The following is a 25243-nucleotide window of genomic DNA, read 5'->3' on the forward strand; positions in this document are numbered from 1 at the left end:
TCGGCGGTCCGGACCCGGACCAGCCCAGCGACCACGGGGGGCGCGAGACCCTCGGCGGTCCGGACCCGGATCAGCCCAACTGATCCCGCAGATAGCTCCGCCACTCCTGCGTAAAGGCATCCGGCGTCGTCCCCAGCACCTTCCGCATCGCCTCCTCCACCGCCCCGGCCCGCTCCCGGTGCTCCCCGACGGCCCGGTAGAACGCGCCGAGCCGGGCCTCCCCCCAGCGGTCGGAGATCATCCGGCAGGCCGTCCAGCCGCTCTCGTAGGAGCGGGCCAGGCGGCTCGCGTCGCCGGTGAAGCCGAAGTCCTCGTCGTCCGGGAGGGCGGTGGGGAGCCGGTCCTCGGCGACCGCCCGGGACAGTTCGGGGGCGGCCTCGACGGGGGTGCGGCCGGCGGCGCGGTAGCCGACCCAGTCGGCGTACCCCTCGGAGAGCCACAGGGGCGTGGCGGCCGTGGTGCGGGCACGGGTGGCGACATGGGTGGTCTCGTGGGTGACGACGACCTGCTCGCCGAGGCCCCCGAGGAGCGCGAACGCGTCCGGGTTGACGATGATCCGGTCCGCCGGCGCCCGGGTCCGGGTCCCCGTCTCTCCGGTGGTGACCGCCGCGATCCCGCGGTAGGACGAGGCGGGCGAGCCGAGCAGCCCCGCCATCCCCTCCAGCGACTTCGGCACGACCAGGACGACCCGCCGGCTCCAGTCCGTGCCCCACGCGTCCGACACGGCCGGCACCGCACGGTCGGCCAGGTCCGCGAAGTCCCGCAGCGACTGCCCGGACTGCCCCACGCCGAGCACGAGACTGTGCCGGCCCCGCACGAGGTGCACCGCCCCCTGGTCCCACAGCTGCTGCGCGGACTTCTTCGCGGGCCGGTCGGTGACGACGGACCACCGCCCGTCGGCGTCCCGGCTCAGCCGCAGGGTGCGTCCGGTGGCCAACGGCGCCTGGTCGTACCCGGCGACGCGGTAGCGCAGTTCGGCGTCGGCGGTGGCGGTGTCGCCGGTGCGGCGCACCGCGGTCACCCGGTACGACCAGGCGGCCACGGGCACCGCGCGCAGGTCGGCGAAATCCGTCCCCGCGCCCGTCCGTTCGTAGGCTCGCGCGTCGCGGTCGACGACCGCCTCGGCCCGCCGGTCCAGGAGCCGCTGCACCTCGGCCGTGGCGCTGTCGGCCGCGGGCCGCCCGCCGCATCCGGCCAGGGCGACGAGCAGCACGAGGAGCGCCGCCAGCGCGGACCCCGACCTTCGACCAGCCACGTTCCCGATCGTACGGGGGCCGGGGCCCTGCCGGTCAGACCCTGGTGACCGACGAGACGGGCATCATCCCGACCGGGTCGTAGCGCACGGGCGCGCCGGGGTAGGGGGCGTGGATGACCTGGCCGTTGCCCATGTACATCCCGACGTGGCTGGCGTCGCCCCGGTAGACGACCAGGTCACCGGGGCGCGCCTCGGACAGCGGGACCTGCCGGCCGGCGTACCGCTGGGCCTGCGAGGTGCGCGGCAGAAAGACCCCGGCCTGCGCGTACGACCACTGCATCAGGCCCGAACAGTCGAAGCCGGAGGGCCCGTTGGCGCCCCAGACGTAGGGCTTGCCGAGTGCGCTGCGGGCGGCGGCGACGGCGGCCGAGCCGCGTGAGGAGGCGGCGGTGGCGCCGCCGAGGTCGGGCATGCCGGGGCGGCCGGAGCGGGAGGCCCGGCCGTAGGCGTCGCGCTCGGCGTCCGGCAGGGAGTTGAGCAGCCGCCGGGCCGTGGCGAGCTTGTGCTCGACGGTCTTCTTGTGGGCCGCCACGGCCTTGCGGCTCTTCTCGAGTTCGCGGAGCTTGCCGGCGGCCTCCTCGCGGTCCTGGGCGAGTTCGCGCATGGCGCCCCGGAGTGCCTTCAGCTCACCGGCCTGGCGGGCGGTGAGACGGTCGAGCCGGGACGCGTGGTCGAGGTAGTCCTCCGGGTCGTCGGACAGCAGCAGGGCGAGGGACGGGTCGATGCCGCCCGAGCGGTACTGGGCGCCGGCGAGCGAACCGAGCGACTCCCGCATGGAGTTGACGCGCTCCTGCTGGCGGGCGACGCGGTCCTGGGCGATGCCGACCTCGGCACGCAGCTCGTCGGCACGCTCGTCGGCCTCGCTGTACGCCTCGGTGGCCTTCTCCGCCTGCTCGTAGAGGCGGTCCACCGTGGCCCGGGTGTCGTCGTGCGGTGCGGCGGCGGCCGGTACCGCGCCCAGGGCGGCGGCCGTGACGGACAGGATGCTGACCGCGGCACCGGCGCCCCGGTCGAACCCGGACGGTGCAAGGCGGCGATGGGACCCCACGGGAAGCCGCTCTCCTTCCGCTGGCGGACTTGGAACGCGGCAGACAGTAGCCCCGCGACAGGGGGGAGCCAACGACCATCCGTGGGTATCCAGCAGTGCGCCCCGCCGCTGACGCAGGTCAATGGCGGGGCGTGGGCTCACTCGGGGCTGCCGTAGTTCGCCCGAACGGCGGACACCGTGTCCTGATCCCGGGCTCTCCGGGAGCCGGTCGTCAGACCCGGACGCCGAACATGAACGGGCCGCCGATCGTGCTCATCGACTCGTAGCGGACGACGGTGCCGGTGCGCGGGGCGTGGATGATCTGCCCGTTGCCGGCGTAGAGGCCGACGTGGTGCAGGTCGTTGAAGAAGAAGACCAGGTCGCCGACCTTGAGCTGGCTGGTGGAGTAGATCTTGGTGCCGATCTGCGACTGGGCCTCGGAGGTGCGCGGGATCTGCATGCCGGCGGCGGCGTAGGCCCGGGAGGTGAGGCCGGAGCAGTCGAAGGAGCTCATGCCGGTGGCGCCGTAGACGTAGGGCTTGCCGAGCTGGCTCTGGGCGAAGGCGAAGGCGGAGGCGGCGCGGCCCGAACCGGGCGGGACGTTCACGTCGAGGGCGTCGCGCTCGCTGGCCCGGCTGGCGCGGCTCTGCTCGGCGGCGAGTTCGGCCTTCTCGGCGGCGGTGAGGCTGTTGAGCAGCTTCTGCGCAGAGGAGAGCTTGCCCTGGACTTCCTTCTTCTTCTTGCCGAGTTCGGTCCGGGTGGAGGCGAGGTCCTTGAGCTTCTCGGAGGCCTCGGCGCGCTCCTGGGCCAGCTCGCGCTGCTTCTCCTGGACCTTCTTCAGCGCCTCGACCTGCTGGCTGCTCAACTGGTCGAGCGTGGAGGCCTTGTCGAGGTAGTCCTCGGGGTTCGCGGAGAGGAACAGCTGGACGGAGGGGTCGATGGAGCCGGTGCGGTACTGCGACGCGGCGGCGAGGCCCAGGCTGTCGCGGAGCTCGTTGAGCTCCTCCTGGCCGCGGGCCACGTTGTCCTGGATGGTGGAGATCTCCTTCTGGAGCTTCTCCTGCTTCTCCTTGGCCCCGTTGTACTTCTCGGTGGCCTGCTCCGCCTCTTCGTAGAGCTTGTCGACCTTGGTCTTGACCTCGTCCTTGCTCGGCTTCTCACTGGGGGCCGCGTTGGCGGCCTGCGAGCTGAAAGCGACGGCAGCGGCGGCGGCGGTGGTCAGCACGGTCACACGTGCGCGGCTCGGCTGCTTAGGACGACGGTGGGACGCCACGGGTGAAAAGCTCCTTCTGGCCCCTCCGCCGTCTCTCCCTATGAGTGATCACCCGAGCGGAGGTTCGGCCCGACCCTAGTGACCTTCCTGTGATCAGTTCAAATCCTCAGATGAAAATTGCGTCACGGTAGGCCATCTTTTCATCTGGACTCACAGGCGGTGAGACCCACTTGACGCAACGTGGCTCACAGATCCCATCAATTCGGGCATCACACCCGGAGGTTACGCATGGTGCGTAAGGCCCCTAGGCCCGTGAAAGCCGCCTGAGCAGCATCGCGGAGGCGACCGGGCGGGCGCCGGCCCGGGCGACGCCGTCGGCGACCTCGCGGTCGGTGGACGCGACGATGACCGGACGGCCGGGCGGTTCGGCGCGCACCAGCTGGCGGATGAGCTCGTCGGCGGTGACGCCCGGCTTGGAGAACAGCACGCGCACACCGCGTGGCGGGGCCAGCAGCACCGGCGCGGCCAGCTCCGCGCCGTCGAACACGCAGGTCACCTCGGCGCCGCTCTGCGCGGCCAGTTGGGAGAGCTGCCCGAGCAGCCGCAGGCGCTGCTTCTCCAGCGGCATCTGCGGATAGCCGGTCTTGGTGACGTTGTAGCCGTCGACGACCAGATGGGCCTGCGGCAGCGCCAGCAGCTGGTCGAGGACCTGCGGGTCGTCCTCCGACAGGGCGCGGGCGGCGATGTCCTTCGGGGTCATCCGGCCCGGCTCGACGGCGTCGACGGTCTCGGCGGGCCGCACCGACACCGGGGGCAGGGCCAGTTCGCGGCGGAGCCCCTGGGTGGCGTCCAGCAGGGTGTCCAGCAGCAGCCGGACCCGCATGTCCTCGACGCTGCGGCCCTCGCGGGCGGCCCGGCGCGCGGCCTCCAGGGCGGCCTCGCTCTCGCCCAGCCGGGACTTGAGGCGCCGGGTCTCGCTCTCGGCGGCGGACACCTGTGCGTGCCCCTCGGCACGGACGGCCTCGATCTCGGCCTGCGCCTTGCGCAGGGCGGCCTCGCCGCGCTTGACGTCACTGAGGGCGGCACGCAGCTTGCGGTGCAGCGACTCGGCTTCCTTCTTGGCCGATTCCAGCTCCGTGCGCAGCCGCTCGGTCTCGGCCCGGGTGTGGTCACGGGCCCGGTCGAGCTCGGCGCGCAGCCGCTCCAGCTCGGCCCGGCTCTCCTCGTCGGCGCGCTCGGCGTCGGCCCGCTGGGCCTCCTCGCCGGCGGCGGTCACGAGCTTCACCCAGCCGAGGGGCCGCAGTACGTAGGCCGCGGCCGCCACATCGAGCGGGTCCGCGGCCGGGGGCGGGGAGCCTGAGTCGAGGGCGCCGGTCAGCTCCGGCTGGGTCTCTCTGAGCTTCTCCCCGATGCGCTGCCGGAACAGCGGATCGGTCTCCAGCGCGGCCGCCATCGCGTTGCCGGCGAACTTCGCCCGCCGGTTCGGGGCGAACCGGGCGTACTGCCTGAGCTGCGCGGGCAGCTCGCCGACCGTCAGCGAGCCGAAGCCGTCGGAGACGATCTGCACCACTCTGCGGCGCACGCCGTCGGGCAGCGGACGGTCGAACACCTCGGCGGCGCCGTCGCCCGGCCCCCCGCCCGTGGTCTCCACCATCCGTCACACCCCAATCCGTGCGGGGCCCTCCCCCACTCTCGACTTCGCTCGAGCGGGGGGACCCCCATCCTCAGGAGCCGGCGCCCGGCCTGTCCACGAGTTCCACCTGGTCCACCGCGTTACACCAGCGGCAGCGCACCGACTCGATGGTCTCACTGAGGACGTCGCGCTCCTCGACCTTCGGCTCTCCGGCCAGGTCGAGGTGGACGTACTCGACGACCTTCGACGAGCGGGTCACGTCGAACCTCGTGAGGTTGCCGCAGAGGGTGCAGCGCCAACGCGTCTCGGCGGTCGGCAGGGGAACCGTCATCGTGACCTGTTCTCTTTCCTTCTAGTGTCCGTGACGCGACCGGCATCCCCGGTGCGTGTGGTCCGTAACCCTACGGCCTGGCGGGTACCCGCCGCCCGCGTGTCCACGGCGGCGAGGCGGTCTGGGTGGTTGCGTCCGGTTACGTCATGCTCTGTATTCATGATCCGCAAGTGGAGTGCGTCGATCGTCCGAGCCGGCAGATCGGTCAGGGGGTCGTCGGCACCGGCGACGTACACCCTGATCGCCCTGTGCTGCCTGGCTTTCCTGGCCGGACCCGCCTCGGGCCTGAACCCGGCGTACGGCACGGGCGACGAGCTGCTCGCCGTGCAGCGGGCCTACTTCCGGCGCTGGGGCGTGATCCCCGCAGAACTGTTCGAAGGGTCCGGGAGGCCGGCCCTCACCCCCGTGACCGCGCTCTTCGTCCACGGCAGCTGGGTCCACCTGCTCGGCAACATGCTCTTTCTCTACGTCTTCGGGGCGATGACCGAGGAGCGGATGGGCCGGGTGCGGTTCACCCTGTTCTACGTCGGCTGCGGCTACCTGGCCCTGCTGGGCTACGCCGTCGCCAACGCGGACTCCGAGCAGTCCCTGGTCGGTGCCTCGGGGGCGATCTCGGCGGTCCTCGGCGCGTTCCTGTACCTGTTCCCCCGGGCCCGGGTGACCAGTCTCCTGCCGTTCCTCTTCTTCCTGCCGGTGCGCTTCCCGGCGTGGGTCGTGCTGCCGTTCTGGGCGGCGCTGCAGTGGCTGGCGGCGGGGCGGGCCCCGGACGGTCCAGGGGTGGCCTACCTCGCCCACCTGATCGGATTCGGTCTGGGCTTCGGCTACGCGTCGGTCCGCTACGGCCGTCCCGCCCGCCCCACTAGAGTGAAGGCCGCCCCTGCACCGGCCCCCGAGGGAGAGAACCAGCCGTGATCACCGCGATCGTCCTCATCAAGACCAGCGTGGACCGGATCCCCGAGATCGCCGAGTCGATCGCGGCGCTGGACAGCGTCAGCGAGGTCTTCTCGGTCACCGGCACCTATGACCTGATCGCGATGGTCCGGGTGAAGGAGCACGAGGACCTGGCGGAGGTCATCCCGGGCCGGATCAGCAAGATCCCCGGAGTGGAGGGCACGGACACGCACGTGGCGTTCCGTACGTACTCGCAGCACGACCTGGAGGCGGCCTTCGCGATCGGGCTGGACAACTAGCGGCCCCCTCCTGCCCGCCGGGTCCCGGATGAGGAGTTCTTCAGCCGGGCTTCATCCCGCTCCCCCGGGTTCGGCCCGCAGGATCGGGCCCATGGTCTTCTCTCGCCGGATGGCGGCCCTGTCCGCCGTCGCGCTGATCCCGCTGGGCATCGCCGCGACCAGTTGCGCGCTCGCGGACAGCCCCGAGCCGCCCAGGGTGCCCTCCCAGAAGGTCGAGCTGGACCACGGCTCGCCCACGCCCACCTCCACGCTCCGGCCCGGCCAGAAGGCCACACCGCCCGGCGCCGCACCGGGTGACGAGGTCGTCTCGCGGCCTCCGGTGCCCGGCAGCTCAGCGAGTGACGATGACGGCGACGACCGCGGCCAGGGCACCGGAGAGGACGGACCGGGCGACGACGACGGCCCCGGCTCCGACGGCTGACACCGGCCGCCGGCGGGTCTCCGCCCGGGTCCGGATCCTGATGGGACTGCTGCTCGTGATGGCGCTCGCGCTCGCCTCGGTGGCCATGACCACCCGCTCCTTCCTGCTGCGGGACGTCGACCACCGCATCGACCGCCTGCTCACCCAGGAGGCCGGCGAGTTCGCGAACGCCGTGGAGCGCGGCGGGGATCCGCGGACGGGCCGCCCGTTCACCGACGCGGACCGGCTGCTGACGGTGTTCCTGGAGCGGGCCTTCGCCGCACAGCGCGAGTTCGTCGACGACGCCGGCCACGAGCTGCGCCCCCCTCACCATCGTGCGCGGGCACCTGAAGGCCATGGCGACGACCCGGCCGAACGCGAGGAGACCGTCCGGCTGGTCACCGACGAGCTGGACCGGATGAGCCGCATCCAGACGCCGCGCGGCGAGTGGCCCGCCGCGCCAAGCGCCACGGGCGGCCCGTCCCGGCCCTGGCCGGCACGCTCGGCGAGGGTGCGGGCGAGGTGCCGGGCGTGGACGCCTGCCATGGCATCCTGCCCGCCCCGATGGAGCTGGCCGAGGCCCTGCTGCGCGCGGGCGAACTCCTCACAAACGCCACGGGACGCGCCCTGCGGATGATCGTCCTGGGCACCCGGCCGCCGGCTCAGGCGGAGGTGTCCGGCACGCAGCGCCCGTCCTCCGTGCGGTAGTTCCACTTCGCCCCGTCCGCCACGAGCTCCTTCACCGCCCGGACGAACCGCTCCACGTGCTCGTCCGGCGTGCCCGCGCCGAAGCTGACCCGGATGGCGTTGAGCGACTTCTCCCCGGGCGCGGCCTCCGGCGCCCCGCACTCCCCCTGCGCCTGCGGGTCGCTGCCGAGCAGGGTGCGCAGCAGCGGGTGGGCGCAGAACAGCCCGTCCCGTACGCCGATGCCGTACTCGGCGGACAGGGCTGCGGCGAAGTGGGAGCTGTTCCAGCCCTCGACGACGAAGGAGAGCACCCCGACCCGCGGCGCCTCGTCCCCGAAGAGGGACAGGAACCGCACCTCGGGGACGTCGGCGAGTCCGTCGCGCACCTTGCGGACCAGGTACTGCTCGCGGGCGACGAGGGTGTCGAAACCGGCCTCGGTCAGCGCCTTGCAGGCCGACGCGAGGGCGTAGGCGCCGATGACATTGGGCGACCCGGCCTCGTGGCGGGCGGCGCTGTCGTGCCACTCCACGTCCACTCCGCCGTCCTCCCGCCGGCCGACCTTGCGGCTGGCGCCGCCGCCCGCGAGGTACGGCTCGGCCGCGCGCAGCCAGTCGGCCCGCCCGGCCAGGACGCCCGAACCGAAGGGCGCGTACAGCTTGTGCCCGGAGAAGGCGACCCAGTCGACGTCGAGGTCGGCGACGGAGACCTGGTGGTGCGGGGCGAGCTGCGCGGCGTCCAGCACGATGCGCGCACCGTGGGCGTGCGCGGCCGCCGTGAGCTCCCGCACGGGCCACAGCTCACCGGTGACGTTCGAGGCGCCGGTGACGCACACGAGAGCCGGTCCGTGGCCCCCCTCGATCGACACGGCGCGGTCGGCGAGGGCGCGCTCCAGGGTCTCGACGGCCTCGCGGGGGCTGCGCGGGGCGTCGAGGTAGGTGACCTGGGCGCCGCGCCACGGCAGCAGCGAGGCGTGGTGCTCGGTCTCGAAGACGAAGACCCGGCAGCCTGCGGGGAGCGCGGCGGCGAGGAGGTTGAGGGAGTCGGTGGTGGACCGGGTGAACACGACCTGGTCGCCCTCGCGGCAGTCGAGGAACTCCGCGACGGTCCGGCGGGCGTTCTCGAACAGGTCGGTGGAGAGCTGGGAGAGGTACCCGGCGCCGCGGTGCACGCTGCCGTAGTACGGCGCGTAGGCGGCGACGTCGTCCCAGACCCGCTGGAGCGCCGGGGCGCTGGCGGCGTAGTCGAGGGCGGCGTAGGTGACCTCGCCGCCGGTCACGAGCGGCACGGTAACATCCCGGCCCAGAACGGGCAGCGGGGCACAAACGGACGGGACGGCGGCAGCGGTGGAGACGGACATGGTGAACTCCCGTGAAGGCAGGTGGAATCCGCCCGCGAGCCGGTACGGCTACCAGCGGGGGTGAAGGAAAGAGGGATGCGGAGGCGGGGCTCTGCGGCCCTATCGCATTCGCTGATTCACGGGAGGACTCCTCGACGACCAGGACCCCTGGCCCCACACTTTTCAAAGCGTGCGAGGGGTCCGCGCTTGCCGCAGACCTCGCTGCCTGCGGCCTGGTCTTCACCCGGGGCACCCCGCCACGGACGGAGGGTTGCCGGACAGTCGGCCGGGGCCTCATGACTGTCACTCATGACCTGATCAGGAACGTACGCGAAAGGATCGGCGTCCCGCAACCCGAGTCCGGATCGCGGGACGCCGTCCGTGGTGCCCTACCTGTTGCTGGCGGCCACCCAGCGCTCCAGCGTGCGCTTGGCCGCGCCCGAGTCGATCGACTCGGCCGCCTTCACCATCCCGGCGCGGATCTGCTCGGCCAGCGGCGCCTGCGTCGGCTCCAGGGCCACCAGGGCCGCCGCCGAGTTCAGCACCACCGCATCCCGCACCGGCCCGGTCTCCCCGTCCAGGAGCTGCCGCGCGACCTCGGCGTTGTACGAGGCGTCCGCGCCGCGCAGCGCCTCCACGGGGACCAGTTCGAGGCCGACGTCACGCGGGTCGAAGGCCTCCTCGGTCACCTGGCCGCCCCGGACGATCCACACCCGGGAGGTGGCCGTGGTGGTCAGCTCGTCCAGGCCGTCGTCGCCCCGGAAGACCAGGGAGGAGTTGCCACGCTCGGCGAAGACGCCCGCGACGATCGGCGCCATGCGCGGATCCGCCACACCGACGGCCTGGGCGCGGACCCGGGCCGGGTTGGTGAGCGGGCCGAGGGCGTTGAACACCGTGCGGATGCCCAACTGGCCGCGGGCGGCGCCCGCGTGCCGCAGCGCCGGGTGGAACTTCACCGCGAAGCAGAAGGTGATCCCGGCCTCCTCGGCGACCTCCGTGACCCGGTGCAGGGGCAGCTCCAGGTTGACGCCGAGCTTCTCCAGCACGTCGGAGGCCCCGGACGCCGAGGACGCGGCGCGGTTGCCGTGCTTGACGACCTTCGCGCCGGTGCCGGCGACGACGATCGAGGACATCGTGGAGATGTTGACCGTCTTCGCGCCGTCACCGCCCGTGCCGACGATGTCGACCGTCGCTCCGGGCACCTCGATCACGTTGGCGTGCTCGTACATCGTGCGGACGAGGCCGTTGATCTCCTCGACGGTCTCGCCCTTGGCGCGCAGGGCCACCACGAACCCTGCGATCTGCGCCTCGGTCGCCTCGCCGCGCATGATCCGGTCCATCGCCCAGGCGGTGTCGTCGGCGCTCAGGTGCCTGCCGTCCAGCAGGCCGTTCAACAGCAGGGGCCAGGAGCGGCCCGCCGCGGTGTCGCCTCCAGCGGGGGTCACAGCGCTCATAAGCCGCTCCAGGGTCAGGCGTCCCGCACTGCGGGACGAGAGTCTCAACGGGGTCCACCCTATCCAGCCCCGGGCACGGCGAAGGGCCCCGTCCGGCTGGGGGTACCCCCTGCTCTTTTGAGCTTGGGGGACGGACGGGGCCCTTCGTGTGGCGTGGCGAAGCAGTGATCAGTGGTGGCCGTGGCCGCTGGTGATCTCCCGGTACTCCTCGGCGGTGGGCTTCGGGATCTGGGCACCCTCGCCGTAGTAGGCGTCGCTGAGCTTGGCGCGCAGCTTCTCGGAGCCCTTCACCTTGCGCTCGACACCGTTCTCGTCGACCGTCGGGCCGATCTCGGCCGGCTTGTACTGCTCGTGGGCCGTGAGCGTGTACATCTGCTCCTGGCTGAGCGGCTCGTGCACCTCGATGAACTCACCGTGCGGCAGGCGCTTGATGATGCCCGACTCGCGGCCGTGCAGCACCTTCTCCTTGTCCCGGCGCTGCAGGCCGAGGCAGATGCGCTTGGTGACGACGAAGGCGAGGACCGGTCCGAGGAAGAACCCGATCCGGACGAACCAGGTCACCGAGTTGATCGACAGATGGAAGTGCGTGGCGACGATGTCGTTGCCACCGCCGATCAGCATGATGATGTAGCCGGTCACCCACGCCACACCGACACCCGTACGGGTCGGGGCGTTGCGCGGACGGTCCAGGATGTGGTGCTCGCGCTTGTCCCCGGTGACCCACGACTCGATGAACGGGTAGAGGGCGATGATCCCGAGGAACACGCCGAAGAGCACCAGCGGGATGAACACACCCAGGACGAGCGTGTGACCCCAGAGGTTGATCTCCCAGCCGGGCATCGCGCGGATGAGACCCTCGGCGAAGCCCATGTACCAGTCGGGCTGCGCACCGGTCGACACCTGGTCGGGCCGGTAGGGGCCCAGGACCCAGATCGGGTTGATCGTCGCGATGCCGGCGAGGGCCGCGATGGCACCGAAGACCAGGAAGAAGAAGCCTCCGGCCTTGGCCATGTAGACCGGCAGCAGCGGCATGCCGACGACGTTCTTGTTGGTCCGGCCGGGACCCGCGAACTGGGTGTGCTTGTGGTAGAAGACCAGGATCAGGTGGCCGACCACGAGCCCGAGCATGATGCCCGGCAGCAGCAGGATGTGGATCGAGTAGAACCGGGCGACGAAGTCGGTACCCGGGAACTCCCCGCCGAACAGGAACATCGAGATGTACGTGCCCACGATCGGCACGGACAGGATCGCGCCCTGCGTGAAGCGGACACCCGTACCGGAGAGCAGGTCGTCCGGGAGCGAGTAGCCGGTGAAGCCGGTGAACATGCCCAGGACGAACAGCAGGAAGCCGAACATCCAGTTGATCTCACGCGGCTTGCGGAACGCGCCGGTGAAGAAGACGCGCATCATGTGCACGAACATGCCGGCGAGGAAGATGATCGCCGCCCAGTGGTGGATCTGCCGGATCAGCAGACCGCCGCGGACGTCGAAGCTGATGTCCAGCGTGGAGGCGAACGCCTCCGACATCAGCTGCCCCTGGAGCGGGACGTAACTGCCGTGGTACTCCACCTCGTTCATCGACGGGTGGAAGAACAGCGTCAGGTACACACCCGTGAGGATGATGATGATGAAGCTGTAGAGGCAGATCTCACCGAGCATGAAGGACCAGTGGTCCGGGAAGATCTTGCGCATGTTGGCCTTGGCCAGGGAGTAGATCCCGAGGCGGCCGTCGGCCCAGTCGGCGACCCGCTCACCCGCGGGCGCCTTGCGGCGTGTCTGTGCAGTGCTCATCCGCGCTCCCAGAAAGCAGGGCCGACGGGCTCTTCGAAGTCGCCGAGCGCCTCGAGGTAGCCCTCGTCGTTCACGCCGATGCGGAGCTGCGGCAGGGCGTGACCGGCGGGACCGAAGATCACTCGGGCACCGTCGGAGAGGTCGAAGGTGGACTGGTGGCACGGGCAGAGCACGTGGTGCGTCTGCTGCTCGTACAGGGAGATCGGGCAACCGACGTGGGTGCAGATCTTCGAGTACGCGACGATGCCCTGGTGCGACCACTCGAGTTCGCGCTTGTCCTTGATGTTCTCCGGCTGGATCCGGACGATCATCAGGGCGGCCTTGGCGATCTCGTTCTGGAAGTCGTGGTCGTGCTCCTCCAGGCCCTCGGGCTTGGCGAAGGTCAGCGAACCGACCGCGACATCGGACGGACGCAGCGGCTCGTTCGTGTTCATGTTGACGAGCAGCTTGCCCTTGGACCACAGCGTGTGGCGGAGCTTGGTGCCCGGCAGCGGGCCGAGGTCGCGCAGCAGCACGACGCCGGAGAGCGGCACCAGCGTGAGCGCGCCGAGCATCGTGTTGCGGATCAGCTTGCGCCGGCCGATCGCCGACTCCTTGGCGCCCTGCTTGAAGTCCGCGAAGACCTTCTCGCGGACCTCGGGCGACGCCTCGATCGCGTGCCGCTCGTCGGCGACCTCCACGTCGGACATCAGGGTGCGCGCCCAGTGGACGGCGCCCGCGCCGATGCAGAACAGCGCGATGCCGAGCGTCATGCCCAGAGCGAAGTTCAGCGCGCTGATGTGACCGAGCGGGAAGATGAAGACCGACTTGTCGACCGGGATCGCCACGAAGGAGGCGATGAAGCCGACCGTCGCCAGCATCGACAGGGTGAACAGGAAGGCGACCGACCGCTCGGACCGCTTGGCGGCCCGCTCGTCGACGTCCTGGACCCGGTGCTCGTGGGGAGGCAGGCCCGGGTCGGCGAACGGGTTCTTGTCGTCCGCGACGCTCACCGCGCCGTGCCCGTGCTCGTCATGGCCTGCGGACTGCGCGGCAGGCAGGTTCTCTTCTGGAATGTCTTGGCTACTCATGACTTCTTGGCCTTTGCGGTCCGGGCGGCGACCCACACGGCGACGGCGATCAGACCGCCGAGACCGAAGATCCAGCCGAACAGGCCCTCGCTGACCGGCCCGAGGCCACCCAGTTCGAGGCCGCCGGGGCTCTCGGTCTTGCTGCCGTTGACCGCGTCGAGGTACGCGATGATGTCCTTCTTGTTCTTCTCCGACAGCGTGGTGTCGGGGAAGGACGGCATGTTCTGCGGGCCGGTCTGCATGGCCTCGTAGATGTGCTTCGGGGAGACGCCCTCGAGTTCCGGCGCGTACTTGCCGTGCGTCAGCGCGCCGCCCTTGCCGGTGAAGTTGTGGCACTGCGCGCAGTTGGTGCGGAACAGCTCACCGCCCTTGGCGATGTCGGCACCCTCGGGGCCGTACTGCTCCTCCGTCGGGACGGACGGACCGGCACCCAGCGAGGCGATGAACGCCGCGAGCTGGTCGATCTCGGCCTGCGAGTAGATGTTCTTCTTCGCCGGGACCTGGGGGCCCTGGGAGGTGGCGGCCGGCATCCGGCCGGTGCCCACCTGGAAGTCGACGGCCGCGGCGCCCACACCCACCAGGCTCGGCCCGTCGGAGGTGCCCTGACCGCCGGTGCCGTGGCAACTGGCGCAACCGACCGAGTAGAGCTTCTTGCCCTCCTCGATGGTGAGGGACTGGGCGGTTTCGTCGGCCTGCGCCTGGTCCGCGGGTGCGAACACGGCGTACAGCCCCCCGGTGCATGCCAGCGCGAGGAGTAGGACGACGAGCGCCGCCAACGGGTGGCGTCGTCGTGCGGAGAGCTTTTTCACGGATTACCCCGGTGTCAGGATCTTCTGCGTCGATGCTTCTGGGATGCGCGCTTCGTCGAGCACGCGTGGATGCGGGCCCTGCTACTTGATCATGTAGATCGTGGCGAAGAGACCGATCCAGACGACATCGACGAAGTGCCAGTAATAGGACACGACGATCGCGGCCGTCGCCTGCTCGTGGGTGAACCTCCGGGCCGCGTAGGTCCGTCCCAGGACCAGCAGGAAGGCGATGAGACCGCCCGTCACGTGCAGGCCGTGGAAGCCGGTGGTCAGGTAGAACACCGAGCCGTACGGGTCGGAGGACAGGGACAGGCCCGCGTCCTTGACCAGCTCCGTGTACTCGAAGACCTGACCGCCGATGAAGATCGCACCCATCACGAACGTGACGATGAACCACATCCGCAGCTTCTTCACGTCACCGCGCTCAGCGGCGAAGACGCCGAGCTGGCAGGTGAGCGAGGAGAGCACCAGGATGGTGGTGTTCGTCGCCGAGAACGGGAAGTTGAGATGGGCGGCCATCTCCTTCCAGTGATCGGGACCCGTCACCGATCGCAGGGTGAAGTACATCGCGAAGAGGGCCGCGAAGAACATCAGCTCGGAACTCAGCCAGATGATGGTTCCGACGCTGGTGAGGTTCGGCCGGTTGACCGACGGGTGCGCGTGCCCGGTTTCTACTGTCGTTGCTGTCGCCACGACCGACATTATGTCGGTCGCTTATCCCGCCCTCACTCCGGGGGGTGCCGTTCGGAGTGTCTTCCCCGGTCGTACCGGTGTTGACGTGGTGTTCAAGGGAGTAGCATCCGGCCCAACGGGCCTGTCCTTACGACGCTGACGTCACGGAGGAACAATGCAGCCGACCGCCACGGTGCTGGTCTACAGCGACGACTCCAACACCCGCGAGCAGGTGCGCCTCGCCACGGGACGGAGGCCGGCTCCGGACGTTCCCGTGGTGGAGTTCCTGGAGTGTGCGACTCCGGACGCGGTGCTGCGGGAGCTGGACCGGGGCGGGATCGACGTCTGCGTGCTGGACGGCGAGGCCGTGCCGATGGGGGGCATGGGCGTCTGCCGGCAGATCAAGGACGAGGTGTTCGACTGCCCGCCGGTGCTGCTGCTGATCGGGCGGCCCCAGGACGCGTGGCTGGCGACCTGGAGCCGTGCCGAGAGTGCGGTGACCCTGCCGGTGGAGCCGGTGGAGTTCGCCTCCGCGCTGGCCTCTCTGTTGCGGGAGAAGGCGGCTTTGAACGCCTGAGGGGTCGGGTTCGCCCGTAGTTCGGCGTGTGCGGGCGCGTGGGGGCTGTTCGCGCAGTTCCCCGCGCCCCTGAAGGGCGAAGCCCCTGAGGGCGTTCAGACGCTCTGCGGCCTCAGCCGGGCCCTGTCGGCCTCCGTCGGGCCGTCCGGGGTGCCGCCGACGAGCGCGCTGCCGGTGCGCCACTTCGCCCAGTCGAGGTTCCAGTCGCCGTAGCCGTTGCCGAACGGGGCCATCACGTCGCCGCCCGAGTTGACGACCTTGACGATGTCGCCCTCGCGGACGGTGTCGTAGAACCAGGCGGCGTTCTCGGTGCTCATGCCGGTGCAGCCGTGGCTGACGTTGGCGAAGCCCTGTGAGCCGACGGACCAGGGGGCGGCGTGGACGTACTCGCCGCTGTTGGTGACGCGGACGGAGTGGTGGACGATCAGGTCGTAGAAGTCCGAGGAGCCGATGCTGGCGCTGGTCATGCGGACGGTGCCCTCCTTGGCGAGGACGACCTTGACGCCGTTGCGGGTGTCGTAGCCGGGCTTGCCCGTGGTGACGGGTATCTGCCGGATGACCTCGTCGTTCTTGTAGACGGTCATCTGGTGGGCGGAGGCGTCCGTGACGGCTATGAGCTTGTCCGCGGTGGTGATGGTCAGCGGCTTGGCCTTGCCGCCCCACATCCGGTCACCGATCTTGATGCCGTCCAGGTTGCTGCGGACCTGGACGGTCGCCTGGGTCGGCCAGTAGTCCTTCGGGCGGTAGTGGAGCTTCTTGTCGTCCACCCAGTGCCAGGCGCCGTCCGTGGCGGGCGTGGAGGAGACCTTGAGGGCGCGCTCCACGACGGCCCGCTGGGCCTTGTCCGCGACGGGCTGGCTCAGTTCGGCCGTGATGGGCTGGCCGACGCCGTAGGTGCCCGTCTTGGGGCCGAAGGCGACGTCCAGGCGCTTCTTGGCGGTGGGCTTGCCGGTGTCGAAGGTGACGACCTTGCGGCCGGGCGCCCCGTCCTCGTCCTCGGTGCTCACACGGACCGTGTAGCTGGCGTTGGCGGCCAGCGGGGTGGTGCTGTGCCAGCGGCTGCCGTCGGCGGCGAGTTCGCCCGCCACGTAGCGTCCTGAGGCGTCGTGGGCCGTGACGTCCGTGATGCGCCCGTCGGAGTCCTCGACGATTTCCAGGGGCTTGTCCGGGTCGGCCTTCTCGCGGCCCCCGTCGGGGGCGTTGAAGGAGATCTGGTCCGCCGCGTCGTAGGGGCGGGCGGCGAGCGGGTTGCCGTCCGAGCCGCAGGCGGTGACGCCCACGCAGAGGGCTGTCACCAGCAGCGTGCAGCTGACGGCGGTGCGGGGGCGGGATATCGCTGTGTGGCTCATGACCTCACGCTAGGAAGCCCTGTCAACGGCGGCACGCCGAGCGACTCATACGAGTGACATACATTGCTGCAAAAAGCGGAGGCCCGGACACTCCTTTCGGAGTGTCCGGGCCTCTGAACGCTCGGCGCGTGTTACTGGGTGCGGCTCTCACCGCGGTAGTACTCGAAGACCCAGCCCCAGATGCCGATCAGGATGATCGGCAGCGAGAAGTACATCAGCCACCAGCCGATGGCGACGGACAGGAAGGCGAGGGCGCCTCCGATGCCCAGGGACAGCGGCTGCCAGCTGTGCGGGCTGAAGAACCCGACCTCGCCGGCGTCGTCCGCGACGTCCGCCTCCTTGTTGTCCTGCGCACCGGCGTCCACCCGCTTGGCCGTGAAGCCCAGGTAGAAGCCGATCATGATGCACAGGCCGAAGGCCAGGAAGAGGGCCGTGGTACCGGCCGGCTCCTTCGACCACACGCCATAGACCACAGCCATGGCGAGGACGAAGACGCTCAGCCACATGAACATCTTGCCCTGGATCTTCACTTGCCGGCCTCCTTGCCACCAGCGATGGCCTTCTCGCCGTGACCGGCGTTCTCGAGCTGGTCGAGAGCCGCGATCTCCGGGTGGTGCAGATCGAACGCCGGGGATTCACTGCGGATCCGCGGCATGGTGATGAAGTTGTGCCGCGGCGGCGGGCAGGAGGTCGCCCACTCCAGGGAGCGGCCGTAGCCCCACGGGTCGTCGACGCCGACCGGCTTGCCGTACTTGGCCGTCTTCCACACGTTGTAGAAGAACGGCAGGATCGACATGCCGAGCAGGAACGAGCTGATCGTCGAGATCGTGTTCAGCGCGGTGAAGCCGTCGGCCGCCAGGTAGTCGGCGTAACGACGCGGCATGCCCTCGGCGCCCAGCCAGTGCTGGACCAGGAACGTGCCGTGGAAGCCGATGAACAGCGTCCAGAAGGTGATCTTGCCGAGGCGCTCGTCCAGCATCTTGCCGGTCCACTTCGGCCACCAGAAGTGGAAGCCGGAGAACATCGCGAACACCACGGTGCCGAAGACGACGTAGTGGAAGTGCGCCACCACGAAGTACGAGTCGGAGACGTGGAAGTCCATCGGCGGCGAGGCCAGGATGACACCGGTCAGACCACCGAAGGTGAAGGTGATCAGGAAGCCGGTCGCCCAGAGCATCGGTGTCTCGAAGGACAACGAGCCCTTCCACATCGTTCCGATCCAGTTGAAGAACTTCACACCGGTCGGTACGGCGATGAGGAACGTCATGAAGGAGAAGAACGGCAACAGCACGCCGCCGGTGACGTACATGTGGTGCGCCCACACCGTCACGGACAGACCCGCGATCGCGATGGTCGCGCCGATCAGACCCGTGTAACCGAACATCGGCTTGCGGGAGAAGACCGGGATGACCTCGGAGATGATGCCGAAGAACGGCAGGGCGATGATGTACACCTCTGGGTGGCCGAAGAACCAGAAGAGGTGCTGCCACAGCAACGCGCCGCCGTTGGCGGAGTCGAAGATGTGGGCGCCGAACTTGCGGTCCGCCTCCAGGGCGAACAGGGCCGCGGCCAGGACCGGGAAGGCGAGCAGGACCAGGACACCGGTCAGCAGCACGTTCCAGACGAAGATCGGCATGCGGAACATCGTCATGCCGGGGGCGCGCATGCAGATGATCGTGGTGATGAAGTTGACCGAGCCGAGGATGGTGCCGAAGCCGGAGAAGGCCAGACCCATGATCCACATGTCGGCGCCGATGCCCGGGGAGCGGACGGCGTCGGAGAGCGGGCTGTAGGCGAACCAGCCGAAGTCGGCCGCGCCCTGCGGGGTGAGGAAGCCACCGACCGCGATGAGCGAGCCGAACAGGTACAGCCAGTAGGCGAACATGTTCAGCCGCGGGAACGCCACGTCCGGCGCACCGATCTGCAGCGGCATGATCCAGTTCGCGAAGCCGGCGAACAGCGGCGTCGCGAACATCAGCAGCATGATCGTGCCGTGCATCGTGAACGCCTGGTTGAACTGCTCGTTCGACATGATCTGCAGACCCGGACGGGCCAGCTCGGCGCGCATGAGCAGCGCCATCACGCCGCCGATGACGAAGAACGCGAAAGACGTGGCGAGGTACATCGTGCCGATCGTCTTGTGGTCCGTCGTCGTCAGCCACTTGACCACGACACTGCCGCGGTTCTGGCGCCTGACCGGCAGCTCGTCCTGGTAGTGGGACCCTGCTGCCGCGGCACCCTGGGGTTCGTTGAGGATGCTCACAGGTTGTTCGTCTCCCGGTTCTTCTCGTGGCTCGTCTGCGCGATGCCGGCAGGAACGTAACCGTTCTGCTGCTTGTCCACGAGGTCCTTGAGGTGCTGCTCGTAACGCTCCTGGGAGACGACCTTCACGTTGAAGAGCATCCGGGAGTGGTCGACACCGCAGAGCTCGGCGCACTTGCCCAGGAAGGTGCCCTCCTTGTTGGGGGTCACCTGGAAGGAGTTGGTGTGGCCCGGAATGACGTCCTGCTTCATCAGGAACGGCACCACCCAGAAGGAGTGGATGACGTCACGCGAGGTCAGGACGAAGCGGACCGTCTTGTCCTTGGGGAGCCAGAGCGTCGGGCCCGGGTTGTTGGTCTGAGGGTTCCGCGTACCGGGGGTGCCGCAGTCGTAGACGCCGCCGGCGTTGGCCGGGAAGTCCTTCTTGAAGCGGTCCGGGATCGCGTCCAGGTCCTTCGAGGTCTTGGCGTCCCCGGTGGAACCGGCGACCGGCTCGATGTAGTTGAAGCACCAGCTCCACTGGAAGCCGACCACGTTGATCGTGACGTCGGGCTTCTTCTTGAGGCTGAGCAGCTCGGACTCGTCACGAGCGGTGAAGTAGAACAGCACCGAGACGATGATGAGCGGAACCACGGTGTACAGCGCCTCGATGGGCATGTTGTACCGGGTCTGCGGAGGAACTTCGACCTTGGTGCGGCTGCGCCGGTGGAAGAAAGCACTCCACAGGATCAGACCCCACACCAGCACGCCGACGGCGAGCGCAGCCGCCCAGGAACCCTGCCACAGGGAGAGGATCCGCGGAGCCTCTTCCGTGGTCGGGGTGGGCATACCAAGGCGGGGGAAGTCTTCCCAGTTGTACGAGCAACCGGTGGCTGTCGCCAAGACCAGGCCCGCGGTCAGTGCCTGCAGCAGCTTCCGCCGCATCGGGCGCCGCGGCGAGCGGTCGGAGCCGTTGGGACTCACGTAGCGCCTTCCCGAGAGTCTCGCCCGCGCGGATCGGCTGCGGCCTGGCCTTCTCGCTGGTCGGTCGCGGCCCTGCGTCGGGCAGGGGTTTGGATGTTTATGCGGACCAAACCCTAGCCGACGCCTTCCGGGGGTTCTCGGGGAGGGGTGCCCAACGCGCCGCGGGTTACGCCGGGCGCCCACCAGGGCGGGAGTTCGGCACATCGGCGGCCGCGGGTTGGTGGTGGTCGAGCGCGCGGTTCCCCGCGCCCCTTCGGGGCGCTTAGCGTTGAGGTGTGCCCTACTTCGACGCTGCTTCCAGTGCTCCTCTTCATCCCGTCGCCCGGCAGGCCCTGCAGGCCTCGCTCGACGAAGGGTGGGCGGATCCGGCCCGTCTGTACAGGGAAGGGCGGCGTGCCCGGGTGCTGCTGGACGCGGCGCGGGAGGCAGCCGCCGAGGCGGTGGGGTGCCGGCCGGACGAGCTGACCTTCACCTCGTCCGGAACGCGTGCCGTGCACACGGGCATTGCCGGGGCACTGGCCGGGCGGAGGCGGATCGGGCGTCACCTGATCGTGTCAGCGGTCGAACACTCCTCTGTACTGCATTCGGCGGAGCTCCTCGAGGCGGCCGGGGGGAGCGTCACCCAGGTCGCCGTGGACCGCACCGGGTTGGTGGACCCCGCGGCCTACGGTGACGCCCTGCGCGCGGACACCGCGCTGGCGTGTCTGCAGTCGGCCAATCACGAGGTGGGGACCGAGCAGCCCGTCGGGGCGGTGGCCGAGGTGTGCCGGGAGGCCGGGGTGCCGTTGCTGGTGGACGCGGCGCAGTCGCTGGGGTGGGGGCCGGTGGACGGCGGCTGGTCGCTGCTGACGGCCAGTGCCCACAAGTGGGGCGGGCCGTCCGGGGTCGGGCTGCTGGTGGTCCGCAAGGGTGCGCGGTTCGCGGCGCGAGGGCCGGTGGACGAGCGGGAGTCGGGTCGGGCGCCCGGTTTCGAGAACATCCCGGCGATCGTGGCGGCGGCCGCGTCGCTGCGGGCCGTGCGGGCCGAGGCGGCCGGGGAGGCCGCGCGCCTGCGGGAGCTGACGGACCGGGTCCGGGCGCGGGTGCCGCGGCTGGTGTCCGACGTCGAGGTGGTGGGCCATCCGGTGCGCCGGCTGCCCGGGGTCGTCACCTTCTCCTGTCTCTATGTCGACGGAGAGGCGCTGCTGCACGAGCTGGACCGGGAGGGTTTCTCGGTCTCGTCCGGATCGTCCTGCACGAGCAGCACGCTGACGCCCAGCCACGTCCTGCGGGCGATGGGCGTGCTGAGTGAAGGGAATGTGCGGGTTTCGCTGCCGTCGGGGACCGCCGAGGAGGACGTGGAGCGGTTCCTGGCCGTCCTTCCCGGTGCCGTGACGGCCGTGCGGGAGAAGCTGGGGGCGCCGGTGGCCTCGGACGTCGCCCGCGAGGAGGACGTCCTGGTCGTGGACTCCCTCGGCAAGCGCTGCCCGATCCCGGTGATCGAGCTGGCGAAGGTCATCGGTGACGTGCCCGTGGGCGGCCTGGTCCGGGTCCTGTCGGACGACGAGGCGGCCCGCCTGGACATCCCGGCGTGGTGCGAGATGCGGGACCAGGAGTACGTGGGCGAGGAGCCGGCGGACCGAGGGACTGCGTACGTGATCCGCCGGGTGAGCTGACCGGCCTCTTGGGGGTGCGGGGCTGTGTCGACATGCGGCTGCCGCCGCGGGGCGCGACCAGCCCCCACGCACCCGCGGCCGACGACGATCAGGCCAGATGCCCCCGCACTTCGGTAGCCGCCTCGTCCCCGTACGCCTTGGTGAAGCGCTCCATGAAGTGCCCGCGCCGCAGCTGGTACTCCTGGGTCCCCACCGTCTCGATGACGAGGGTCGCCAGCATGCAGCCGACCTGGGCGGCGCGCTCCAGGGAGACGCCCCAGGCCAGGCCCGACATGAAGCCCGCGCGGAAGGCGTCGCCGACGCCCGTCGGGTCGGCCTTGCGCTCCTCGTCCGGCGTGCCGACCTCGATCGGGTCCTCGCCGGCCCGTTCGATGCGTACGCCGCGCGCGCCGAGCGTGGTCACCCGGTGGCCCACGCGGGACAGGATCTCCGCGTCCCTCCAGCCGGTCTTGGACTCGATGAGGCCCTTCTCGTACTCGTTGGAGAAGAGGTACGTCGCCCCGTCGAGCAGGATGCGGATCTCCTCGCCGTCCATCCGGGCGATCTGCTGGGAGAAGTCGGCGGCGAACGGGATGGACCGGGAGCGGCACTCCTCGGTGTGGCGGAGCATGGCCTCCGGGTCGTCGGCGCCGATGGAGACGAGGTCGAGACCGCCGACCCGGTCGGCGACGGTCTTCAGCTCGATGAGGCGGGCCTCGCTCATGGCGCCGGTGTAGAAGGAGCCGATCTGGTTGTGGTCGGCGTCGGTCGTGCACACGAAGCGGGCGGTGTGCAGCGTGTCGGAGATGCGGACGGAGTCGGTGTCGACGCCGTGCCGCTCCAGCCAGGCCCGGTACTCGTCGAAGTCCGCGCCCGCGGCGCCGACCAGGATCGGCCGGGTGCCGAGCTGCCCCATGCCGAACGCGATGTTCGCGGCGACGCCGCCGCGGCGGACGTCGAGCTGGTCGACCAGGAACGACAGCGAGACCGTGTGCAGCTGGTCCGCTACGAACTGGTCGGCGAAGCGGCCGGGGAAGGTCATGAGGTGGTCGGTGGCGATGGAGCCGGAGACTGCGATGCGCACGGCGTGGACTCTCCTGAGGGAGGCGAACCTTGACGGTTAACGCTATCGGGTGGGCGGGGCGGCTCTGAAGGCAACGAAACTACCCGATAGTAGATCTTTCTCGGTGACCTCGAGCGTGCATACGGTGCCGGTATGACGAACCTCGAGTTCCACGCCCCCGTTCCGGTCGATCTGGAGGGTGACCTGGCGTCGCTGCCGGGTGACGGGGCGCGGATGGCTCCGCACTGGGCGGTCCCCCGGATCGCTTCGCGGCCGGTCTCCCCGGCTCTGATCCACGGCGTGTCGGTACCCCCGGCGTCGGCGCGGCTGCTCGACGCCATGGAGGACTACGGGGACTGAACGGCGCACTCGCGGGAACCGTGTGCTCCCCCGCTGCGTCCCATCGCTGTCCCCCGTATAGGGGAGGCGGGATACGACCCACCAGCGGGCCCGTATGTGACGGGCCGGGTCCCATGGGACAGCTGTGCAGCCGAAGGAGCGATGCGGTGAACACCGAGCGACCCGACAAGGACGACGACGCCAGGGCAGCGGGCGTCGGCGCCGACGCCCCGGATGTCGAGGAGCCGGGTACGGCGGACGCCGGTACCTCGGCGGAGAACGGGGAGTCGCCGGAGGCTGCTGAGCCCGAAGAGACCGAGAAGGTCGAGAAGGCGGAAGCGACGGCCGAGACTCCCGAGACTTCCGAGGTGCCGGGGCAGGACACGCACACCGCTGACGCGAAGGCGGCCGAGGGCGTGGACGGCGAGCCGGCCTCCGAGGAGCCGGCTACCGAGGAGCCGGCTACGCCGGAGGCCGCCGAGACGGGTGGCGCCGAGGAAACCGCCGAGACGCCCGCGTCCGAAGACCGGCAGGCCGACGGCGAGTCGGCGCCCGCGCCCCCGGAACCGGCCGGCGACGTGCCGGATGAAGCCGACGACCTCCTCCGCCATGACAGCGACGTACGCGGCGACGAGAACCTGGTCCGCCACGACGGTGGCCGCCCCCGTACGCCCGCGATCATCGCCTCCGTCGCCGCCGCCGTGCTGCTGATCGGCGGTGGCGGGGCCTGGCTCGCCTCCAACGCGTCGAGCGGGTCGGGCGGCGGTACGACCTCCGGTGCGCCCGGTGGGGACGGCACTCCCCCGCCGCTCGCGCTCGACGGATACTCGGAGTCCACGGCGGGCGGCGGCAACGGCATCGCGCCCGGCGAGCCGAACCCCTACGGCGCCACCTACCGGGTCGGCGGCCCCCTGCCGGACGGCCCGGCCAAGGCGCCGGTGTACCGGGCGCAGGGCGAGGTCACGAAGGAGGACGTGGCCCGGCTGGCGAAGGCCCTCGGGGTCGAGGGGACGCCGGTGGCGCAGGGCGAGGCCTGGAAGATCGGGGGCCAGGACGGGTCGGGGCCGAGCCTCCAGGTGAACCGGCAGGCGCCGGGGTCCTGGACGTTCAGCCGGTACGCCCCGGGCACCGACACCTGCAAGGGCACCGACACCTGCACCACCCCGCAGTCCGGTGGCACACCGGTGAGCGAGGAGGTGGCCGAGAAGGCCGCGGCGCCCGTACTGAAGGCGGTGGGTCAGGACGACGCGAAGCGCGACGCGAGCCAGGTCATGGGGGCCCAGCGGGTGGTGAACGCCGCTCCCGAGGTGGGCGGACTGCCCACGCACGGCTGGACGACCGGGATCAACGTCGGCTCGGACGGCGAGGTCGTCGGCGGCAGCGGACAGCTGAGGACGCCGGTGAAGGGCGACACGTACCCCGTGGTCAGCGCCGGGAAGGCGCTGGAGCTGATGAACGGGCAGCCGAAGAACGACCACCGGATGGGCATCGGCGGCTGCGCCGGCCCCGTGCCGCTGAAGGACCGGCTGGAGCAGCCCTGCGAGCAGCCGGCGAGCGGTCCTGCGAAGCAGGACACGGTGACGGTCGAGAGCGCGGTGTTCGGGCTGGCCGCGCACGTCGTGGACGGGCGGCAGGCGCTGGTGCCGTCCTGGCTGTTCGAGGTGACGGCGCCGGGCGCGCAGGACCCGTTCACGGTGACGTACCCGGCGGTCGAGCCGAAGTACCTGGCCTCCCCGGAGCCGAGCGAGCCGAGTGACCAGCCGACCTCGGCCCCCGGGCCGCGCGAGGTGAAGGTGGACGGCTACCGGGCCGAGGGCTCGGAGCTGACGGTGACCTTCACGGGCGGGGTGTGCGCCGACTACGAGGTGAAGGCGAGCGAGAAGGGCGACGAGGTGACGGTCTCCGTGACGTCGACCCCGTGGCCGGGCAAGGTCTGCGTCATGATCGCCAAGCAGTTCCAGGAGACCGTGCAACTGGACGAGCCGCTCGGTGACCGGGCCGTGGTGAACACGGACGGCAAGGCGGTGCCGCTGGCCAAGGAGGGTGCGCGACTGCCGGCTCCCCCGACGCGGGAGCGGTAGGAGCGAGCCGCCGGCCAAGGAGGACGCGCGACCGCCGCCTCCCCCGACGCGGGAGCGGTAGGAGCGCCACACGGCGCGAAGGCGGCGGCCCCGTCGGAGGGGGCCG

At 70.5% G+C, this 25243-nt stretch carries 23 protein-coding genes, 2 pseudogenes and 1 riboswitch; of the genes and pseudogenes, 9 read left to right on the forward strand and 16 right to left on the reverse strand.

All coding sequences use genetic code 11. From position 1 onward, the window contains the following. Window positions 1-70: 70 nt before the first annotated feature. The 5 genes from HDC93_RS13085 to HDC93_RS13105 form a co-directional block, all read right to left on the reverse strand. The gene (locus tag HDC93_RS13085) at window positions 71-1255 is read right to left on the reverse strand and encodes a hypothetical protein (protein WP_185010283.1); all 1185 of its coding nucleotides are present in this window, start codon (window positions 1253-1255) and stop codon (window positions 71-73) included. 34 nt (window positions 1256-1289) lie between these two features. Then, complete coding sequence (locus HDC93_RS13090; protein ID WP_185010285.1) at window positions 1290-2303, reverse strand: NlpC/P60 family protein; 1014 nt, start codon at window positions 2301-2303, stop codon at window positions 1290-1292. Window positions 2304-2514: 211 nt separating this feature from the next. Then, window positions 2515-3555 (reverse strand): C40 family peptidase, encoded by a 1041-nt coding sequence (locus tag HDC93_RS13095; RefSeq protein ID WP_185010287.1) that lies wholly within the window; start codon window positions 3553-3555, stop codon window positions 2515-2517. 244 nt (window positions 3556-3799) lie between these two features. Beyond that, window positions 3800-5149 (reverse strand): NYN domain-containing protein, encoded by a 1350-nt coding sequence (locus HDC93_RS13100; RefSeq protein ID WP_185010290.1) that lies wholly within the window; start codon window positions 5147-5149, stop codon window positions 3800-3802. A gap of 70 nt (window positions 5150-5219) precedes the next feature. Next, window positions 5220-5459, reverse strand: a complete 240-nt coding sequence (locus HDC93_RS13105) for a hypothetical protein (protein ID WP_031106126.1) — start codon at window positions 5457-5459, stop codon at window positions 5220-5222. A 159-nt stretch (window positions 5460-5618) separates the two neighbouring features. Between HDC93_RS13105 and HDC93_RS13110 the strand changes: the two genes are divergently transcribed. From HDC93_RS13110 to HDC93_RS13130, 5 genes and pseudogenes are all read left to right on the forward strand, one after another. Further along, on the forward strand, window positions 5619-6371 hold the full coding sequence (locus tag HDC93_RS13110) for a rhomboid family intramembrane serine protease (RefSeq protein ID WP_185010292.1): 753 nt from the start codon (window positions 5619-5621) through the stop codon (window positions 6369-6371). Further along, window positions 6368-6649, forward strand: a complete 282-nt coding sequence (locus HDC93_RS13115) for an Lrp/AsnC family transcriptional regulator (RefSeq protein ID WP_031106128.1) — start codon at window positions 6368-6370, stop codon at window positions 6647-6649. The genes HDC93_RS13110 and HDC93_RS13115 overlap by 4 nt, the downstream gene beginning before the upstream one ends. Window positions 6650-6740: 91 nt before the next feature. After that, window positions 6741-7070 carry a small secreted hydrophilic protein gene (locus HDC93_RS13120; protein ID WP_185010294.1) on the forward strand — a complete coding sequence of 110 codons (330 nt, stop codon included), beginning with the start codon at window positions 6741-6743 and terminating at the stop codon, window positions 7068-7070. A 40-nt stretch (window positions 7071-7110) separates the two neighbouring features. Further along, a pseudogene (locus HDC93_RS39635) lies at window positions 7111-7479 on the forward strand (histidine kinase dimerization/phospho-acceptor domain-containing protein); the annotation flags it as partial. 14 nt (window positions 7480-7493) lie between these two features. Then, window positions 7494-7757: pseudogene (locus HDC93_RS13130) on the forward strand (glycerate kinase); the annotation flags it as partial. Here HDC93_RS13130 and HDC93_RS13135 read toward each other — a convergent pair. The 6 genes from HDC93_RS13135 to HDC93_RS13160 all read right to left on the reverse strand — a co-directional run bounded on the left by HDC93_RS13135 (window position 7712) and on the right by HDC93_RS13160 (window position 14899). Beyond that, the gene (locus HDC93_RS13135; protein WP_185010298.1) at window positions 7712-9094 is read right to left on the reverse strand and encodes an aminotransferase class V-fold PLP-dependent enzyme; all 1383 of its coding nucleotides are present in this window, start codon (window positions 9092-9094) and stop codon (window positions 7712-7714) included. The pseudogene HDC93_RS13130 and the gene HDC93_RS13135 overlap by 46 nt on opposite strands. A 177-nt stretch (window positions 9095-9271) precedes the next feature. Then, window positions 9272-9388: riboswitch (SAM riboswitch) on the reverse strand. Window positions 9389-9462: 74 nt separating this feature from the next. Beyond that, entirely contained in the window at window positions 9463-10527 is a 1065-nt protein-coding gene (gene trpD / locus HDC93_RS13140; RefSeq protein WP_185010300.1) for an anthranilate phosphoribosyltransferase, read from the reverse strand. Between the two features lie 168 nt (window positions 10528-10695). Further along, on the reverse strand, window positions 10696-12318 hold the full coding sequence (locus tag HDC93_RS13145; RefSeq protein ID WP_185010302.1) for a cytochrome bc complex cytochrome b subunit: 1623 nt from the start codon (window positions 12316-12318) through the stop codon (window positions 10696-10698). Then, window positions 12315-13388, reverse strand: coding sequence for a ubiquinol-cytochrome c reductase iron-sulfur subunit (locus HDC93_RS13150; protein ID WP_185010304.1), 1074 nt, complete (start codon window positions 13386-13388; stop codon window positions 12315-12317). Before HDC93_RS13150 ends, HDC93_RS13145 begins: the two co-directional genes overlap by 4 nt. Then, window positions 13385-14197: a cytochrome c gene (locus HDC93_RS13155; protein WP_185010306.1), complete on the reverse strand. Its 813-nt coding sequence runs from the start codon at window positions 14195-14197 to the stop codon at window positions 13385-13387. The genes HDC93_RS13150 and HDC93_RS13155 overlap by 4 nt, the downstream gene beginning before the upstream one ends. Window positions 14198-14278: 81 nt before the next feature. After that, entirely contained in the window at window positions 14279-14899 is a 621-nt protein-coding gene (locus tag HDC93_RS13160) for a heme-copper oxidase subunit III (protein ID WP_020272940.1), read from the reverse strand. A gap of 145 nt (window positions 14900-15044) precedes the next feature. Between HDC93_RS13160 and HDC93_RS13165 the strand changes: the two genes are divergently transcribed. Next, a complete protein-coding gene (locus tag HDC93_RS13165; protein WP_185010309.1) occupies window positions 15045-15446 on the forward strand; it encodes a hypothetical protein in 402 nt (133 codons plus the stop codon). A gap of 95 nt (window positions 15447-15541) precedes the next feature. Here HDC93_RS13165 and HDC93_RS13170 read toward each other — a convergent pair whose 3' ends face one another. From HDC93_RS13170 to coxB, 4 genes are all read right to left on the reverse strand, one after another. After that, on the reverse strand, window positions 15542-16795 hold the full coding sequence (locus tag HDC93_RS13170; RefSeq protein WP_185010310.1) for an Ig-like domain-containing protein: 1254 nt from the start codon (window positions 16793-16795) through the stop codon (window positions 15542-15544). A 131-nt stretch (window positions 16796-16926) separates the two neighbouring features. Then, a complete protein-coding gene (locus HDC93_RS13175) occupies window positions 16927-17325 on the reverse strand; it encodes a cytochrome c oxidase subunit 4 (RefSeq protein ID WP_185010312.1) in 399 nt (132 codons plus the stop codon). Then, window positions 17322-19058: a cytochrome c oxidase subunit I gene (ctaD, locus tag HDC93_RS13180; protein WP_185010314.1), complete on the reverse strand. Its 1737-nt coding sequence runs from the start codon at window positions 19056-19058 to the stop codon at window positions 17322-17324. The genes HDC93_RS13175 and ctaD overlap by 4 nt, the downstream gene beginning before the upstream one ends. Further along, on the reverse strand, window positions 19055-20020 hold the full coding sequence (gene coxB, locus HDC93_RS13185) for a cytochrome c oxidase subunit II (protein ID WP_142164424.1): 966 nt from the start codon (window positions 20018-20020) through the stop codon (window positions 19055-19057). Before coxB ends, ctaD begins: the two co-directional genes overlap by 4 nt. 275 nt (window positions 20021-20295) lie before the next feature. Here coxB and HDC93_RS13190 point away from each other — a divergent pair, with 275 nt between their 5' ends. Next, complete coding sequence (locus HDC93_RS13190) at window positions 20296-21675, forward strand: cysteine desulfurase/sulfurtransferase TusA family protein (RefSeq protein ID WP_185010316.1); 1380 nt, start codon at window positions 20296-20298, stop codon at window positions 21673-21675. Window positions 21676-21763: 88 nt separating this feature from the next. Here HDC93_RS13190 and HDC93_RS13195 read toward each other — a convergent pair whose 3' ends face one another. Beyond that, window positions 21764-22738, reverse strand: a complete 975-nt coding sequence (locus tag HDC93_RS13195; protein WP_185010318.1) for a carbohydrate kinase family protein — start codon at window positions 22736-22738, stop codon at window positions 21764-21766. Window positions 22739-22870: 132 nt separating this feature from the next. On the opposite strand from HDC93_RS13195, the gene HDC93_RS13200 reads away from it, so the two are divergent. Together HDC93_RS13200 and HDC93_RS13205 are read left to right on the forward strand one after the other, a co-directional pair. Continuing rightward, the gene (locus HDC93_RS13200; protein ID WP_185010320.1) at window positions 22871-23077 is read left to right on the forward strand and encodes a hypothetical protein; all 207 of its coding nucleotides are present in this window, start codon (window positions 22871-22873) and stop codon (window positions 23075-23077) included. A 146-nt stretch (window positions 23078-23223) separates the two neighbouring features. Continuing rightward, window positions 23224-25137 carry a hypothetical protein gene (locus tag HDC93_RS13205; protein ID WP_185010323.1) on the forward strand — a complete coding sequence of 638 codons (1914 nt, stop codon included), beginning with the start codon at window positions 23224-23226 and terminating at the stop codon, window positions 25135-25137. The last annotated feature ends 106 nt before the right edge of the window (window positions 25138-25243 follow it).

The sequence above is a fragment of the Streptomyces sp. AK010 genome (assembly GCF_014207295.1).
In the GTDB taxonomy this organism is placed as follows: Bacteria; Actinomycetota; Actinomycetes; order Streptomycetales; family Streptomycetaceae; genus Streptomyces; species Streptomyces massasporeus.

What these genes read in the sequence shown, in the direction of transcription:
- HDC93_RS13145 (WP_185010302.1), bottom strand. Translation starts at nt 12,318, where the DNA reads ATGAGCACTGCACAGACACGCCGCAAGGCGCCCGCGGGTGAGCGGGTC.
- HDC93_RS13110 (WP_185010292.1), top strand. Translation starts at nt 5,619, where the DNA reads ATGATCCGCAAGTGGAGTGCGTCGATCGTCCGAGCCGGCAGATCGGTC.
- HDC93_RS13170 (WP_185010310.1), bottom strand. Translation starts at nt 16,795, where the DNA reads ATGAGCCACACAGCGATATCCCGCCCCCGCACCGCCGTCAGCTGCACG.
- HDC93_RS13120 (WP_185010294.1), top strand. Translation starts at nt 6,741, where the DNA reads ATGGTCTTCTCTCGCCGGATGGCGGCCCTGTCCGCCGTCGCGCTGATC.
- HDC93_RS13160 (WP_020272940.1), bottom strand. Translation starts at nt 14,899, where the DNA reads ATGTCGGTCGTGGCGACAGCAACGACAGTAGAAACCGGGCACGCGCAC.
- trpD (WP_185010300.1), bottom strand. Translation starts at nt 10,527, where the DNA reads ATGAGCGCTGTGACCCCCGCTGGAGGCGACACCGCGGCGGGCCGCTCC.
- HDC93_RS13100 (WP_185010290.1), bottom strand. Translation starts at nt 5,149, where the DNA reads ATGGTGGAGACCACGGGCGGGGGGCCGGGCGACGGCGCCGCCGAGGTG.
- HDC93_RS13150 (WP_185010304.1), bottom strand. Translation starts at nt 13,388, where the DNA reads ATGAGTAGCCAAGACATTCCAGAAGAGAACCTGCCTGCCGCGCAGTCC.
- HDC93_RS13105 (WP_031106126.1), bottom strand. Translation starts at nt 5,459, where the DNA reads ATGACGGTTCCCCTGCCGACCGCCGAGACGCGTTGGCGCTGCACCCTC.
- HDC93_RS13135 (WP_185010298.1), bottom strand. Translation starts at nt 9,094, where the DNA reads ATGTCCGTCTCCACCGCTGCCGCCGTCCCGTCCGTTTGTGCCCCGCTG.
- HDC93_RS13165 (WP_185010309.1), top strand. Translation starts at nt 15,045, where the DNA reads ATGCAGCCGACCGCCACGGTGCTGGTCTACAGCGACGACTCCAACACC.
- HDC93_RS13200 (WP_185010320.1), top strand. Translation starts at nt 22,871, where the DNA reads ATGACGAACCTCGAGTTCCACGCCCCCGTTCCGGTCGATCTGGAGGGT.